Annotated in this window: 18 protein-coding genes; 14 read left to right on the plus strand and 4 right to left on the minus strand. The window is 46.2% G+C overall.

Features of this window, described 5'->3' with window-relative positions:
• Nucleotides 1–10: 10 nt before the first annotated feature.
• Nucleotides 11–499 (minus strand): TIGR02444 family protein, encoded by a 489-nt coding sequence (locus IQP38_RS11730; protein ID WP_193837598.1) that lies wholly within the window; start codon nt 497–499, stop codon nt 11–13.
• Complete coding sequence (locus IQP38_RS11735) at nt 496–2,415, minus strand: ABC transporter ATP-binding protein (RefSeq protein ID WP_193837599.1); 1,920 nt, start codon at nt 2,413–2,415, stop codon at nt 496–498. The genes IQP38_RS11730 and IQP38_RS11735 overlap by 4 nt, the downstream gene beginning before the upstream one ends.
• A 209-nt stretch (nt 2,416–2,624) precedes the next feature.
• Here IQP38_RS11735 and kefG point away from each other — a divergent pair, with 209 nt between their 5' ends.
• The 5 genes from kefG (at nt 2,625) to IQP38_RS11760 (ending at nt 6,949) form a co-directional block, all read left to right on the plus strand.
• Nucleotides 2,625–3,218, plus strand: coding sequence for a glutathione-regulated potassium-efflux system ancillary protein KefG (gene kefG, locus IQP38_RS11740; RefSeq protein ID WP_017821749.1), 594 nt, complete (start codon nt 2,625–2,627; stop codon nt 3,216–3,218).
• Nucleotides 3,202–4,998 carry a glutathione-regulated potassium-efflux system protein KefB gene (kefB, locus tag IQP38_RS11745; protein ID WP_149192258.1) on the plus strand — a complete coding sequence of 599 codons (1,797 nt, stop codon included), beginning with the start codon at nt 3,202–3,204 and terminating at the stop codon, nt 4,996–4,998. Before kefG ends, kefB begins: the two co-directional genes overlap by 17 nt.
• 33 nt (nt 4,999–5,031) lie before the next feature.
• Entirely contained in the window at nt 5,032–5,232 is a 201-nt protein-coding gene (locus tag IQP38_RS11750) for a YheV family putative zinc ribbon protein (RefSeq protein WP_005381449.1), read from the plus strand.
• A 92-nt stretch (nt 5,233–5,324) separates the two neighbouring features.
• On the plus strand, nt 5,325–5,876 hold the full coding sequence (gene slyD / locus IQP38_RS11755) for a peptidylprolyl isomerase (RefSeq protein ID WP_005381451.1): 552 nt from the start codon (nt 5,325–5,327) through the stop codon (nt 5,874–5,876).
• 131 nt (nt 5,877–6,007) lie between these two features.
• Entirely contained in the window at nt 6,008–6,949 is a 942-nt protein-coding gene (locus tag IQP38_RS11760; protein ID WP_031812779.1) for an isoaspartyl peptidase/L-asparaginase family protein, read from the plus strand.
• 83 nt (nt 6,950–7,032) lie between these two features.
• Here IQP38_RS11760 and IQP38_RS11765 read toward each other — a convergent pair whose 3' ends face one another.
• Both IQP38_RS11765 and IQP38_RS11770 read right to left on the minus strand, forming a co-directional pair.
• Nucleotides 7,033–7,260, minus strand: a complete 228-nt coding sequence (locus IQP38_RS11765) for a SlyX family protein (protein ID WP_193837600.1) — start codon at nt 7,258–7,260, stop codon at nt 7,033–7,035.
• Nucleotides 7,257–8,243, minus strand: a complete 987-nt coding sequence (locus IQP38_RS11770; RefSeq protein ID WP_193837602.1) for a WD40 repeat domain-containing protein — start codon at nt 8,241–8,243, stop codon at nt 7,257–7,259. Before IQP38_RS11770 ends, IQP38_RS11765 begins: the two co-directional genes overlap by 4 nt.
• 128 nt (nt 8,244–8,371) lie before the next feature.
• On the opposite strand from IQP38_RS11770, the gene fkpA reads away from it, so the two are divergent.
• The 9 genes from fkpA to IQP38_RS11815 all read left to right on the plus strand — a co-directional run.
• Entirely contained in the window at nt 8,372–9,154 is a 783-nt protein-coding gene (gene fkpA, locus IQP38_RS11775) for an FKBP-type peptidyl-prolyl cis-trans isomerase (RefSeq protein ID WP_017821751.1), read from the plus strand.
• Between the two features lie 143 nt (nt 9,155–9,297).
• Nucleotides 9,298–10,020: a helix-turn-helix transcriptional regulator gene (locus tag IQP38_RS11780; protein ID WP_005382804.1), complete on the plus strand. Its 723-nt coding sequence runs from the start codon at nt 9,298–9,300 to the stop codon at nt 10,018–10,020.
• Nucleotides 10,017–10,412: a sulfurtransferase complex subunit TusD gene (gene tusD, locus IQP38_RS11785; RefSeq protein ID WP_017821752.1), complete on the plus strand. Its 396-nt coding sequence runs from the start codon at nt 10,017–10,019 to the stop codon at nt 10,410–10,412. The genes IQP38_RS11780 and tusD overlap by 4 nt, the downstream gene beginning before the upstream one ends.
• Entirely contained in the window at nt 10,409–10,765 is a 357-nt protein-coding gene (gene tusC / locus IQP38_RS11790) for a sulfurtransferase complex subunit TusC (RefSeq protein ID WP_005382801.1), read from the plus strand. The genes tusD and tusC overlap by 4 nt, the downstream gene beginning before the upstream one ends.
• A 7-nt stretch (nt 10,766–10,772) precedes the next feature.
• The gene (gene tusB / locus IQP38_RS11795) at nt 10,773–11,048 is read left to right on the plus strand and encodes a sulfurtransferase complex subunit TusB (protein ID WP_005382799.1); all 276 of its coding nucleotides are present in this window, start codon (nt 10,773–10,775) and stop codon (nt 11,046–11,048) included.
• A gap of 177 nt (nt 11,049–11,225) precedes the next feature.
• Entirely contained in the window at nt 11,226–11,600 is a 375-nt protein-coding gene (gene rpsL / locus IQP38_RS11800) for a 30S ribosomal protein S12 (RefSeq protein WP_004399892.1), read from the plus strand.
• Between the two features lie 101 nt (nt 11,601–11,701).
• Nucleotides 11,702–12,172, plus strand: coding sequence for a 30S ribosomal protein S7 (gene rpsG, locus IQP38_RS11805; protein ID WP_005382796.1), 471 nt, complete (start codon nt 11,702–11,704; stop codon nt 12,170–12,172).
• Nucleotides 12,173–12,247: 75 nt separating this feature from the next.
• Nucleotides 12,248–14,347: an elongation factor G gene (gene fusA, locus IQP38_RS11810; RefSeq protein ID WP_005382794.1), complete on the plus strand. Its 2,100-nt coding sequence runs from the start codon at nt 12,248–12,250 to the stop codon at nt 14,345–14,347.
• 153 nt (nt 14,348–14,500) lie between these two features.
• On the plus strand, nt 14,501–14,599 hold a 99-nt coding region (locus IQP38_RS11815; protein WP_135300427.1), incomplete at its 3' end, for a GTP-binding protein.

The following is a 14,599-nucleotide window of genomic DNA, read 5'->3' on the forward strand; positions in this document are numbered from 1 at the left end:
TTCTACAGATTTATGGGCGTTTTGGTGGTTGAATGTTTGGCACCGGCATAGCAAAGGCTTGCTGCAAATGTTCCCCACCGAGGTGACGACAGTATCTCAACGTCAGTGGGTCACCATCATTTTTGAGTAGTGCAAGTGAGTTAATGCAGTCCACCAAATCCGCTTGTTGCTGCTTTTCTAGTTGCAGCTCAAACTGCAAGGTCTCACGATACAAAGCGTCATTGACTTGAGACTTAAGGTGGCGACGAAGGTCGCGAAAGGAGTGAAGTAAAGTTTCGCTTCTACCTAGACAGTCTTGCACCGAGGGCCAGTCTTTTTCTTGGAAAATGAGTTGCTGCTCATCGAGCCATCTGAGCAGCAGGAGTAGGTTCACGTTACCGTGATAATTGTTCTGTAATGATAAACACGCCTCTTTCACTTCTCGCACACCATAAAATTGCAGACTAAACTGCCAAAGGTGTTCTAGGGTGAGTGTGTATTCAGCGTGTTGATTACTCATTGATTAAACTCTATCTCCATCTGCTCCAATGTTTCTTGAGCAGACATCCATTCCATTTCAATTTCTTCGAGCTCAGCCTTACTAGAAGCTTGAAGTGCCAGCACTTGGTTAAGTTTAGCTTTATTTTCGGCCGCATACAGTGAGTTGTCCGCCAATTGTTCTTCAGCTTCGGCCAGTGCAGCACCTAACTTATCCATTTTATTTTCTAGTTGTGTCAGCGTTTTGCGAATTGGCGCTGTCTGTTTTCGAAACTCTGCATCACGACGTTTCTGCTCTTTTTTCGCTGCCGCGCTGTTGGCGCTATCTTTGGCTGGCTGTGCGGCTTGTGCTTCTTTGCGTTCCGCTCTTTGTTGCTCGGTTAACCATTTATAATAGTCGTTTAAGTCACCATCGAACGGCGCAACTTGACGATCATGCACCAAGTACAAGTCATCGGTTGTAGCACGCAATAGGTAACGGTCGTGCGAAACAATCACCATTGCACCTTCGAACGTTTGCAGTGCCATCGTCAATGCCTGACGCATGTCCAAGTCTAAGTGGTTGGTCGGTTCATCAAGTAGCAACAGGTTTGGCTTTTGCCACACAATTAAAGCCAATACCAAACGGGCTTTTTCGCCACCAGAAAACGGCGCAACTTTTTCTAGTGCTTTGTCACCTTGGAAGCCAAAGCTACCTAGGTAATCACGTAGCTGCTGTTCGGTTTGATCGGGTGCGATTTGCATCATGTGTTGCAGCGGCGTTTCTTCAGGGTGAAGCGTTTCTAACTGGTGCTGAGCGAAGTAACCAATTTTCACGCCTTGTGAGTAAGTTAGGTCACCACCTTGCGCGTTAAGTTCACCAGAGAGCAGCTTGATTAATGTCGATTTACCCGCACCATTACGGCCGAGTAGACCAATACGACTGCCAGGAACCAAGTTCAAGCGGATCTTCTCTAAGATGAGGTTGTCACCGTAACCTGCAGATACTTCATCCATCATCATGATTGGGTTTGGCAGCGCAGCTGGCTCACGGAATTGGAAGCTAAATGGGTTATCGAATTGAGCTGGCAGTACTTTTTCCATGCGCTCCAAAGCTTTGATACGGCTTTGGGCTTGGCGTGCTTTTGATGCTTTATAACGGAAGCGGTCGATATAGCTTTGCATGTGCGACATCTGCTTCTGTTGCTTTTCAAACATCGCTTGTTGTAACACCATCTTTTGTGCGCGTTGGTTTTCGAATGACGAGTAGTTACCCGTGTATTCGTTCAGCTGCTGATTCTCGATGTGAATGATGCGACCAACAATTGGATCAAGGAAGTCTCGGTCGTGCGAGATCAGAATCAGCGTGCCAGGGTAGTTTTGTAGCCAGCGTTCAAGCCACATCACTGCATCTAAGTCCAAGTGGTTGGTTGGCTCATCGAGCAGTAATAAGTCAGAACGACACAACAGTGCCTGAGCTAAGTTTAAGCGCATACGCCAGCCACCTGAGAATTGGGTCAAACTCCAACTCATTTGCTCTTGGCTGAACCCTAAACCATCGAGCAGTTCTGCCGCGCGAGCGCGAATGCTGTAACCACCAATGGTTTCAATTTTACCGTGTATCTCGGCAACTAGGGTTCCGTTGTCTTGTGTTTCTGCTTCAGCTAACTGCTTTTCGAGAGCGCGGTATTCGCGATCACCATCAATGACGTATTCCAGTGCAGTGCGCTCTAGCGCAGGCGTTTCCTGTGCGACCCAGGCCAACTCCCAGTGTTGAGGTTGGCTAAATGAGCCAGCATCAATTGACAGTTCATCTTTCAGTAGGGCAAACAGCGTTGATTTACCGCAGCCGTTTTTGCCCACAAGACCGACTTTATCGCCAGGGTGAATAGTCGCAGAAGCTTGGTCTAAAAGAGGTTTACCGCCACGCAGTAACTGAATATCAGAGAAGGTAATCATAAAGTTTTCATTCACTTTGCGCAGTGCGCGTTGCTTGGTTACATAGCGAAGTGGTTTCAATCGTTTTTAAAGCCACTTGGGTATATATCTAGCGGTGAATAGTAGGGGTATTGGCCGGAAAAGTCGATTGATTCGCTTTAATTGCATTATGCTGTACAAAAAAGTATAACAATTTGATAACGGATAAAAATAACCACAAGGACGACCATTTGGCTGTTGCACCGTCTATTCTCCCAAAAGTTCTGGTCATTTATGCTCATCCAGAGCCACATAACTCGATTGCCAATCAAGTGATGATAAAAAAAGCTCAGTCGCTTGATCACGTCACTGTGCACGATCTTTACGGTGTTTACCCCGATTTCTTTATTGATGTGAATTACGAACATGAGTTGTTGCTCGCTCACGATGTGATTGTATTTCACCACCCACTTTATATGTATTCATGTCCAGCCCTATTAAAAGAGTGGCTAGACCGAGTGTTAGGTAAAGGCTTTGCGTTTGGCGGAGGTGCGGCGCTAGAAGGAAAATACTGGCGCAGTGTCATTACAACAGGTGGTAAAGAAGAAGCCTTCAGCGCGAAGGGGTACAACAAATACCCACTTGAGCAAATCTTGCAACCGTTTGAACTGACGGCAGCCCTATGTCAAATGCACTGGATTGAACCACTGGTGTTGTATTGGTCAAGAAATGTTTCAGATATTGAACGCTACGAACATGCCGAGTTATACCGTGGATGGCTGAGTAACCCACTTGAAAACTGGCAAGCGGCAGAGCGAGGAGGTCAGTATGGCGATCACCAGTGAGTTTCTTCAAAGCAGTGTGGTCTTTCTTTCGGCTGCGGTTATTGCGGTGCCGATTGCTCAGCGCCTTGGGCTTGGCTCGGTTTTAGGTTATTTACTCGCTGGTGTGTTGATTGGCCCATGGGGGCTTGGCTTAATTAGCGACGTTGATGCCATTTTGCATTTTGCCGAGCTTGGGGTTGTGTTGTTACTGTTTTTGATAGGGCTGGAATTAAACCCTAAAAAATTGTGGCAGATGCGAGGGCCGATTTTAGGTTTAGGCGGTGCGCAGGTTGTGGTCACGACCGCCGTGATTGGTAGTGTCGTCAGTATGTTTGGCGTAAGCATGCAAGTGAGTTTGGTGATCGGGATGGGGTTGGCGCTGTCCTCGACGGCGATTGCGCTTAAAGTCATTGAAGAGCAAGGGCTTAATGGTACCGAAACGGGGCAATCTGGTTTTGCGGTGCTGCTCTTTCAAGATATTGCAGTGATCCCGATGCTGGCGATGTTGCCCTTGCTAGCAGGCGGGCATAGTGGTGGAAGTTGGTTGGATGTCTTCACTATTTTAGGCAGTGTGGTAGCACTGTTGATTGGTGGTCACTTTTTACTACGTCCGCTATTTCGTTTTGTCGTGATGAGCGGCGTTCGTGAGCTCTTTACCGTTGCTGCACTTTTAGTCGTGCTTGGCATTTCGGTCGTGATGCAAAAGCTCGGCCTTTCGATGGCATTGGGGACTTTTTTAGCAGGCGTTTTGCTTGCAGAGAGTGAGTATCGCCATGAGCTGGAAATCGCTATCGAGCCATTTAAAGGTCTGTTGTTGGGGTTATTCTTTATTGCGGTGGGCATGGCGGTAAACTTGGGGTTATTGGCATTACACCCTTTAGAGATTCTCGGTGCGGTGGTGGCTTTGGTCGTGGTTAAGGGTTTGGTTTTGTATGCATTGGCGAGAGCTGCCCGTGTCGGAGCCAAAGCGAGAAGCCGTATGGCTGCAATTTTGAGCCAAGGCGGTGAGTTTGCCTTTGTCATATTTACCGCGGCGAGCCAAGAGGGCATTTTGCCCAAAGAGCAAGTGGCGTTTCTGTTGGTGGTGGTCAGTCTATCCATGGTGACGACTCCTCTTTTGCTGATGGGACAAAAGAAGTGGTTTGCTCATACCCTGAATCAAGAAGAAGAGGGCATGACCACGAAAGTCGTGGATCGCCGACCACGCGTTATCATTGCAGGCTTTGGACGTTTCGGTCAGATCGTCGGACGTTTAATGTATGCCAATAAAATCAAAGTGACAGTATTAGAAAGTGATGCCAGCCAAATCCACCTATTACGTAAGTATGGTTACAAAGTGTTTTATGGCGATGCTACACAAATTGACCTATTGAGGGCTGCTGGCGCTGATAAAGCGGAAGCATTGATTATTTGTACTGATTCACCTGATGAGGTGATGGCCATCGTGGACATTTGTCGCGTGCACTTCCCGAAACTTAAGTTGTTAGCCCGAGCAAGAAGCCGTGTCGAGGCTTACCAGTTAATGAGTCATGGTGTAGAGAATTACTCTCGTGAAACATTTTTAGGGGCGCTAGATCTCGGTCGCCAAGCGCTCGTAGAACTGGGTATGCATCCTTATCAAGCAAAGCGGGCAGAAGCACATTTTCGCAAGTTAGATAATGCTATGCTTAAGGACTTATTGCCTCAACACAATGAAGATAAGAAATTAGCTCAAAGAGCGAAAGAGGCCCGCAAAGAGCTAGAAGAAATATTTGGTCGTGAAATGGAGAGCGACCATCAGTCACCTAATCATTGGAAGTAGTACTTGAGCCAAGACTCAAGCTAAGGAAATAGCGTGAAAATCAAGAAACGTTTTATTGCCGGCGCTAGCTGCCCAAATTGCAGCCAGCAAGATACCCTGCGCTGGTGGATTGAAAATAACATCGAATTAGTTGAGTGTGTCGAGTGTGAGTTTACAGAGCAGCGTAAACCACAATCTGTAGAGAAAAATAAACACTCAGATCAGGAAATGATCGGAATTTTTAAGCCGGAGTAATTGAACTTCGATAATTGATCCCCATAATACACCCAGATATCTCAGTACTTAACCCCATTCAGGTTAAGTCAATTAATCTCCCTGGAGTTAGTATGAAAATTGAAAAGAACGTTGTTGCAAGCCTTGCATACAAAGTAATGATGGAAGACGGTGTCGTTGTTGATCAATCAACAGCAGAAGCACCTCTAGATTACCTTCACGGTCACAACAACCTAATTACAGGTCTTGAAAAAGAACTTGAAGGTAAAGTGGCTGGCGACAAGTTCTCAGTAACGGTAGCTCCTGAAGAAGCTTACGGTGAGCACAACGATGCGCTAGTACAGCGCGTTCCTGCGGACGTGTTCCAAGGCGTTGAGCAAATCGAAGTGGGCATGCGCTTCCTAGCTGACACTGACCAAGGTCCAATCCCTGTTGAAGTAACAGAAGTTGACGGCAACGAAGTGGTTGTTGACGGTAACCATATGTTAGCTGGTCAAACACTAACTTTCGAAGTAGAAGTTATGTCTACACGTGAAGCAACAGCAGAAGAGATCGAACACGGTCACATCCATCAAGGTGGTGGCTGTTGTGGTGGTCACGATCATGACCACGATCACGAAGAAGAAGGCGGCTGCTGTGGCGGCGGTAGCTGTGGTTCTCACTAATCATAAGCTCCTTCACTAGATAATCTAATCTAGCAAAGCTTTGAAAAGCGCAAGTTGAGTTTTCAACTTGCGCTTTTTGTTTATCTAAGGTGTAGTGCCAACCATACAAGGAATAACAGTTGGACAAAGTGATGACGAAACCTTTCTCGATTGCCATTCATGGTGGTGCGGGCACCATCTTGCGTGAACAGATGAGCGATGAGCTGCAACAATCCATCTTGGCGGATTTAGAAGCTGCGGTAAAAGCGGGACATCAAATTCTAGACACGGGCGGTGAAGCCTTAGATGCCGTCGTAGCGGCAGTGAAAGTATTGGAAGACTCTCCTAACTTTAATGCGGGTAAAGGCTCAGTGCTGACCAACAACGAAATGGTTGAAATGGACGCTTCTGTGATGGATGGGCGAAACCTTGCAGCAGGCGCGGTCGCTGGGGTTCGTCATATCAGAAACCCAATTGAGCTCGCTCGTGACGTGATGCGAAACAGCAATCATGTGCTGTTGGTGGGTGAGGGCGCAGAGAAGTTTGCTTTTGAGCAAGGCCATGAGTATACCGAGCAAGATTACTTCTTTACTGATCGCCGTTATGAGCAGTTGCTGTCTATGCGTGAGAAAGGACTGTTTGCTTTGTCGGAATCTCGTTACCCAGATGACCGTAAGCACGGTACGGTTGGTGCGGTAGCGTTAGATCAACAAGGCAACTTAGCCGCTGCCACCAGTACGGGTGGCGTGACGAATAAGAAATACAACCGAGTCGGAGATTCGGCTCTTATTGGTTGTGGTACGGTGGCCGAAAATGGCGTCGTGGCAGTTTCCACTACGGGTGTCGGCGAGTTCTTTATTCGTAAACGTGTTGCGGAAGACGTTGCAGCACGTATGCGTTACTTACAAGAAGATATTCATACGGCTTGTGAACACATTATCCAAGGTGATCTCAAACAGATGGGCGGAGAGGGCGGTTTGATTGCCATTGATGCTAAAGGTGAGATGCACTTTGCGATGAACAGTTCTGGCATGTACCGAGCAGGCATTAATACGCAAGGCGAGCTGAGCGTTAAAATCTACGCCGACGAATAGCTTCCTCTTGAGTACCTTCTTAAGTAATTAATACAACAAAGCCCAGAACATGTTCTGGGCTTTATGCTGTTTGAGCCTGCATTTTAATAATGCGGTGGTGGGGTTTCTTCTGACGGATCGGCTAAATTCGACGAGTCCATATTTTTTACTTTACCTACCACATATTTCATCTGATCGAGCATCTTGGTAATTTGCAGTTGTTGCTGCGATAAAGCGCCGTTCAGATCTTCAATAGTCTGTTCTTGGAACGCAAGCTGACATTCTAAGTCATTAATGCGTGCTTCCAATTGCTGAATGGTTTTTTCTGTCATGATCCGTTCTCTAACTGCCAAGCTTGGGCAATACCTGCTGAAGTAGCAGTAATTACGCGTTGTTTTGAATCAAAGGCTGCATCATACACGACCGCACGGGGAGGGCGAGTGTCTTTTTTGGGCTCCACTTCAAATCCACTCATTCGTTTTCCGGTTTGAGTATCCCATATTGACACACGGCCAGAAGGGCTTCCTGTGACTAGTTGAGTCCCGTCGTCAGAAAATCGTGCGGTAGAGAAAATTAATTGGCGTGACCAACTGCTCAACTGTGTGACTTCTTGTCCAGTTTTTAAATCCCAAACAATCGCTTGGTTTCCGCCATCAGATGTCATTGCTAATTTTCCATCTCTTTGCAGGGCCACGCGAACAATTCGTTGTTCATGTTCGAAGGTTCGTAGTATTTGTCCGGTTTCGGTGTCCCACAGATACGCTTTATAGTCATTACCTCCGGTTAGGGCGAAGCGCCCATTAGGAGAAATGGCCACGGAATTGACTTTTTCACGATGTGCAAGGAACTCCATGCGACGCCCGGTGACTAAGTTGACATAAATTGCTTTACCGTTGGATAACCCAAGCAGAACTTGTTCACCATTACTGGTGATATCAACGTCGCGAATGAGCGCATCAGAGATAGACCAAAGGCCTTCGGATTGCGTCCAGCCTAGGTCCCAAACTGCGAAGTTCATTTGGCTTGCTGTAATTGCGTAGCGACCATTGTCAGATATGCGGATATGGGAAACCACATTGGCATCGGCATCGAGTTCACCCAGGTTGGCTAGTTGTTCATTTTGCTCTAGGTCCCACAACATCAAATGACGTTGTTGAGAATAGAGCAGAGCAAACCGTCCATCTCTGCTAAGTGCGAAGCTCGTCGCACCTTGAGGTTCTATCGGCCAACGCTGCACTTCACGCTCGGCGAAAAAGCAACCATTTAACGTGGTGATGACAATTAAATATAGGAATAAATGAAAAATTCTTTGCATCACATCTAATAATCCGGTTTGTGTCTTAAGACATATAGCTAGTATATTGGTATAACGATTGTCTTCACTAGTCTCATAGAAGATTTGTGCACAACAACCAATGGCAGAGCCATTATTGGGAGAATTTAATGAAATCAGTTTTAAAAGTGTCGCTACTTGCTGCAACAGTCATGCTAGCGGTAGGTTGTCAGAAAGAAGAAACTAAAACAGAAACCGCACCTCAAGCAGAACAAGTTCAAGCAGAAACCGGTAAAGCGGTTCACTTTAAAACCGACGACGACAAAGCGGCATACGCAATCGGTGTTTCATTTGCTAATTACCTAAGCACAAGCATCGACAAGCCAAGCGAAATCGGCATTAATCTTAACAAAGATTTGGTACTAAAAGGTATCGAAGACGTCTTCAAAGGCAATGCTGAATTGAATGAAGAAGAAACACGTGCAGCACTAGAATCTCTAGACAAGCGTGTTGCAGAAAAGATGCAAGCACAAGCGGCAGAGAAAGCAGCTGAAGCGAAAAAAGCTGGCGATGATTTCCGTGCTGAGTTTGAGAAGCAAGAAGGCGTAGTGAAGACAGATACAGGTCTTCTATACCAAGTAATGACACCAGCTGAAGGTGAGAAGCCAAAAGACACTGATACGGTTCAAGTACACTACAAAGGTACTCTGATCGACGGTACTCAGTTCGACAGCTCATACGATCGTGGTGAACCTGCAACGTTCCCACTTAACCGTGTAATCCCAGGTTGGACAGAGGGTGTTCAGCTAATGCCTGTGGGTTCTAAATTCAAATTCGTTATCCCGCCAGAGCTAGCATACGGTGACCAAGACACACCAAGCATTCCTGCTAACTCAACGCTAGTATTTGAAGTTGAGCTGCTAAAAGTTGAGAACGACAACGCAGAGCAATAACAATAAGCTGCGATAAGTTATTGAAAAAGGTCCGTTTAACGGGCCTTTTTTGTTCTAGGTCACTAGTTGGTGAGTTTGCTAGGTTGCTTTTCAAATTTTCTGATAAACTTACACCAATTTGTTGATTTTTCGCTCGAAGGCTTATGACAACTACAGAAACAATAAACGCGGAGATGTTGCTCGAAATGGAATCCGTTAACGTGATGCCGTTTACCGAGCACGACAAAATCATTTTAAGATCTTATGAGGCGGTCGTGGATGGTATCGCCAGCCTGATAGGTCCATTTTGTGAAATCGTTCTTCACTCTCTAGAAGACTTAAATACCTCTGCAATTAAAATCGCTAACGGTGAAAACACGGGGCGCCAAGTCGGCTCACCAATCACTGATTTAGCGCTTAAGATGCTAAAAGACATCGAAGGCTCGGAGCGCAACTTCTCACGTTCGTACTTTACCCGTGCAAAAGGTGGCGTGTTGATGAAGTCGATTACTGTCGCCATTCGTAATGGCGAAAATCGCGTGATTGGTTTGTTGTGTATCAACGTCAACTTGGATGCGCCTTTCTCGCAAGTCCTTCAGTCTTTCATGCCGACGCAAGAAGCGAAAGAAGCGGCTTCCTCGGTCAACTTTGCTAGTGACGTAGAAGAGCTGGTGGACCAAACTGTTGAACGCACCATCGAAGAGATCAATGCGGATAAATCCGTGTCTAACAACACCAAAAATCGCCAGATCGTGATGGAGTTGTACGACAAAGGTATCTTCGATATTAAAGATGCCATCAACCGTGTCGCGGATCGCCTTAATATTTCAAAACACACCGTTTACTTGTACATTCGTCAACGTAAAACCGAGGATGATGAAAGGTGAGTAAACTGACTTACACGTTAGTGGTGAATGGTCCCGTTTATGGCAGCCAGTCAGCGCGCAGTGCTTATCAGTTCGCCAAAGCGGTGATAGAGCAAGGCCATCAGCTAGTGAGCGTCTTCTTTTATCAAGATGGTGTGACTAATGGTACTGCTTTGAGTGTGCCAGCCAACGATGAGTTTGATCTCAATAAGGCGTGGCAGTCTTTGGCTAAAGAGCATGGTGTTCGCCTAGAAACTTGTGTCGCGGCCGCTTTGCGTCGCGGGATTGTAAGTGAAGAAGAAGCGAATCAACATGGTTTGGTTCAGAACAATCTAGCCGATGGTTTTGAACAAGCAGGCTTAGGTAGCCTAGCTGAAGCGATGTTAACCCAAGACAGAGTGGTACAGTTTTGAGTCAGTTAACTTATCTATTTCGTAGTGCGCCACATGGCAGTGCAGCTGGTCGTGAAGGTGTGGATGCACTGTTAGCCGCGTCGGCTTACTGTGAAGATATCAGCGTCATTTTCATGGGTGACGGGGTATACCAGCTTCTACTCGGACAAGACCCCAACAATATTTTGAGTAAAGATTACGCGCCGATGTTAAAGCTTTTCGATTTATACGACATCGAACAAGTCTTTGTGTGTTCAGAGTCGTTAACCCAGCGAGGTTTGGCGCAAGCGGATTTAGTCATTGAAGCCCAAGCGTTAAGCTCAGAACAGCTCAAAGATAAGTTACAACACGCTGGCAAGCTACTGTCTTTTTGAGGAAGGTATGTTACACATCATAAAAACAGTCTCTGCTCTAGAAGACGCCATGCCCTTATGCAGTGAACAGGATGACATCTTACTTATAGAAGATGCAGTGTACGCTGCTAACTCGCAACATAAAGCATTTTCCCATCTAAAAAACCGCAGCGTATTTGTGTTAGAGAGCGATGCGCAAGCTCGCGGTATTGCAAATCGTATCAGTCCATCGCTGACGATTGTGAATTATTCAGGCTTCGTTGAACTAACAGCAAAACAGGATAAATCCCTAACTTGGGATTGAACAAGATTTGCTGTCGACAAAGCTTTACGGATGAATTGTTCTAATTGAACAAAAAAGATCCGTATATTTCTTGACACACCTCTCACTGCTGCATAGAATTTTGCGTCCCTAACTGCATTGGCAGTTGGGGATAGATTTTTCACAAAGCTTACTTTCAAGTAAATCAGGAGCTAGTTAATGGCAACTATTAACCAGTTGGTACGTAAGCCACGTGCAAAGCAAGTTGTTAAAAGCAACGTGCCTGCACTAGAAGCGTGCCCACAAAAACGTGGTGTATGTACTCGTGTTTACACTACTACACCTAAAAAACCTAACTCAGCACTTCGTAAAGTTTGTCGTGTACGTCTGACAAACGGCTTCGAAGTTACATCGTACATCGGCGGTGAAGGTCACAACCTTCAAGAGCACTCAGTTGTTCTAATCCGTGGTGGTCGTGTTAAAGACCTTCCAGGTGTGCGTTACCACACTGTTCGCGGCGCACTCGACTGTGCTGGCGTAAATGACCGTAAACAAGGTCGTTCTAAGTACGGTGTGAAGCGTCCTAAGTCTTAATGGATTCCGTTAAGTAAGGCCAAACACTAAATTATTTTTAATTTTTTGAAAAAACTGAAAAGTTTTGGATAAAACCTGAAGAAGACAACGGAGATAAATCCATGCCACGTCGTCGCGTCATTGGTCAGCGTAAGATCCTTCCAGATCCAAAATTCAAATCTGAATTGCTGGCAAAATTCGTTAACATCCTAATGGTTGACGGTAAAAAATCTACTGCAGAGAAAATCGTTTACACTGCACTAGATGCTATGGCTGAAAAGTCTGGTAAAGACCACTTAGCTATTTTTGAAGAAGCTCTTGAAAACGTTCGCCCAGCGGTAGAGGTTAAATCTCGCCGTGTTGGTGGTTCAACTTACCAAGTACCTGTAGAAGTACGTCCGGTTCGCCGTAACGCACTTGCTATGCGTTGGTTGGTTGAAGCTGCGCGCAAGCGTGGTGAAAAATCTATGGCTCAACGCCTAGCTGCTGAAATGCTAGACGCGTCTGAGAACAAAGGTACTGCGGTTAAGAAACGTGAAGACGTTCACCGCATGGCTGACGCAAACAAAGCGTTCGCTCATTACCGTTGGTAATACCTTCTGTGCTGCGAGGTTCTCTCGCAGCACTTTTCTATACTCTAAGGTACACCTTAGTAAGAGGATACAATCGTGGCTCGTAAAACTCCTATTGAGCTATACCGTAATATCGGTATCTGTGCTCACGTAGATGCAGGAAAAACAACCACAACTGAGCGTATTCTGTTCTACACTGGCCTTTCTCACAAAATCGGCGAAGTTCACGATGGTGCAGCAACCATGGACTGGATGGAGCAGGAGCAGGAGCGTGGTATCACTATCACATCCGCTGCGACTACTACATTCTGGCGTGGTATGGAAGCACAGTTCCCTGAGCATCGCGTAAACATCATTGATACCCCTGGACACGTTGACTTTACTATCGAAGTAGAGCGTTCTCTTCGTGTACTTGATGGTGCTGTGGTTGTGTTCTGTGGCTCATCTGGTGTTGAACCTCAGTCTGAAACTGTATGGCGTCAAGCAGACAAATACCACGTTCCACGTTTGGTATTTGTAAACAAGATGGACCGTGCGGGCGCAGACTTCCTACGCGTTGTGAACCAAATTAAGAATCGTCTTGGTGCGACTCCTGTTCCAATCCAGCTGAACGTTGGTGCGGAAGATGAGTTCAGAGGTGTCATCGACCTTATCAAGATGAAAATGATCAACTGGAATGATGCCGATCAAGGCACTTCGTTTACTTACGAAGACATCCCAGCTGACATGATTGAACTTGCTGAAGAGTGGCGCAACCACATGGTTGAATCCGCTGCTGAAGCTAGCGAAGAGCTGATGGACAAGTACCTTGAAGAAGGTGAATTGACTGAAGCTGAGCTCAAACAAGCTCTACGTACTCGCACACTAAATAACGAAATCGTACTGGCTACTTGTGGTAGTGCGTTTAAGAACAAAGGTGTTCAAGCGGTACTGGATGCAGTAGTTGAGTTCTTGCCATCGCCTGTTGACGTACCTGCAATTAAAGGTGTCGACGAAAGAGAAAATGAAGTTGAGCGTCATGCTGACGACAACGAACCTTTCTCAGCGCTAGCGTTTAAGATTGCGACTGACCCATTCGTGGGCACGCTAACTTTCATGCGTGTTTACTCCGGTGTTGTAAACTCGGGTGACGCTGTTTACAACTCAGTAAAAGAGAAGAAAGAGCGTTTTGGTCGTATCGTTCAGATGCATGCGAATAAGCGTGAAGAAGTGAAAGAAGTTCGCGCTGGTGATATTGCAGCTGCTATCGGTCTGAAAGACGTAACAACAGGTGACACACTGTGTGATCAGAACCACAAAGTGATTCTAGAACGCATGGAGTTCCCTGAACCAGTTATTCAGATTGCTGTAGAGCCTCGTTCTAAGGCAGACCAAGAGAAAATGGCTATCGCGCTAGGTAAACTAGCCGCGGAAGATCCATCATTCCGCGTGGAAACGGACGACGAATCAGGTCAGACTCTGATCTCAGGTATGGGTGAACTTCACCTAGACATTATCGTTGATCGTATGAAGCGTGAATTCAGCGTTGATTGTAACGTTGGTAAACCTCAGGTTGCTTACCGTGAAACCATTCGTGGTAAAGCGGAAGTTGAAGGTAAGTTTGTTCGTCAATCAGGTGGTCGTGGTCAATACGGTCATGTTTGGGTCAAACTTGAGCCTTCTGAGCCTGGTGAAGGTTTCGTATTCGTAGACGAAATCGTGGGCGGTGTGATTCCTAAGGAATACATCAGCTCGGTATCGAAAGGTATCGAAGAGCAAATGAATAGTGGTGTTCTAGCGGGTTACCCTGTACTAGATATTAAAGCTACACTATTTGATGGTTCTTACCACGATGTAGACTCAAGCGAGATGGCGTTTAAGATCGCTGGCTCGATGGCATTCAAGAAAGGTGCACTAGAAGCACAACCTGTGATTCTAGAACCTATGATGAATGTCGAAGTAACCACTCCGGAAGACTGGATGGGTGACGTTGTTGGTGACCTAAACCGTCGTCGCGGTATCATTGAAGGCATGGACGAAGGTGTGGCTGGTCTTAAGATCATCCGTGCTCAAGTACCACTATCCGAAATGTTCGGTTACGCAACTGATCTACGTTCTGCAACTCAAGGCCGTGCGTCTTACTCTATGGAGTTTCACGAGTACGCTGAAGTGCCGAAAAACTTCGCAGATAAAATTATTGCAGAGCGTGGTTACTAATTGACGATTGAACTGCAAAAAGTTTACGACTTTTTGCGAGATCAGGGCGTCCAAATATTGCGCTAACGGGCGTTGGCGCATAAAATAACAATTTCTGGCGCGTCGTCGATCAATAATGATCACGACGAATCATAACTAGGAAGGAACACGATCGTGTCTAAAGAAAAATTTGAACGTACGAAACCGCACGTTAACGTTGGTACTATCGGCCACGTTGACCACGGTAAAACAACTCTAACTGCAGCTATCTGT

Origin of the sequence: Vibrio sp. OPT41, assembly GCF_015163595.1 — a bacterium.
Lineage (GTDB): Bacteria > Pseudomonadota > Gammaproteobacteria > Enterobacterales > Vibrionaceae > Vibrio > Vibrio alginolyticus.

Bases quoted from the DNA above. Each gene is read 5' to 3' on its own strand.
- IQP38_RS11730 (WP_193837598.1), bottom strand. From the start codon at position 499: ATGAGTAATCAACACGCTGAATACACACTCACCCTAGAACACCTTTGG.
- IQP38_RS11735 (WP_193837599.1), bottom strand. From the start codon at position 2,415: ATGATTACCTTCTCTGATATTCAGTTACTGCGTGGCGGTAAACCTCTT.
- kefB (WP_149192258.1), top strand. From the start codon at position 3,202: ATGGCGATCACCAGTGAGTTTCTTCAAAGCAGTGTGGTCTTTCTTTCG.
- slyD (WP_005381451.1), top strand. From the start codon at position 5,325: ATGAAAATTGAAAAGAACGTTGTTGCAAGCCTTGCATACAAAGTAATG.
- IQP38_RS11760 (WP_031812779.1), top strand. From the start codon at position 6,008: ATGACGAAACCTTTCTCGATTGCCATTCATGGTGGTGCGGGCACCATC.
- IQP38_RS11765 (WP_193837600.1), bottom strand. From the start codon at position 7,260: ATGACAGAAAAAACCATTCAGCAATTGGAAGCACGCATTAATGACTTA.
- IQP38_RS11770 (WP_193837602.1), bottom strand. From the start codon at position 8,243: ATGCAAAGAATTTTTCATTTATTCCTATATTTAATTGTCATCACCACG.
- fkpA (WP_017821751.1), top strand. From the start codon at position 8,372: ATGAAATCAGTTTTAAAAGTGTCGCTACTTGCTGCAACAGTCATGCTA.
- IQP38_RS11780 (WP_005382804.1), top strand. From the start codon at position 9,298: ATGACAACTACAGAAACAATAAACGCGGAGATGTTGCTCGAAATGGAA.
- tusB (WP_005382799.1), top strand. From the start codon at position 10,773: ATGTTACACATCATAAAAACAGTCTCTGCTCTAGAAGACGCCATGCCC.
- rpsL (WP_004399892.1), top strand. From the start codon at position 11,226: ATGGCAACTATTAACCAGTTGGTACGTAAGCCACGTGCAAAGCAAGTT.
- rpsG (WP_005382796.1), top strand. From the start codon at position 11,702: ATGCCACGTCGTCGCGTCATTGGTCAGCGTAAGATCCTTCCAGATCCA.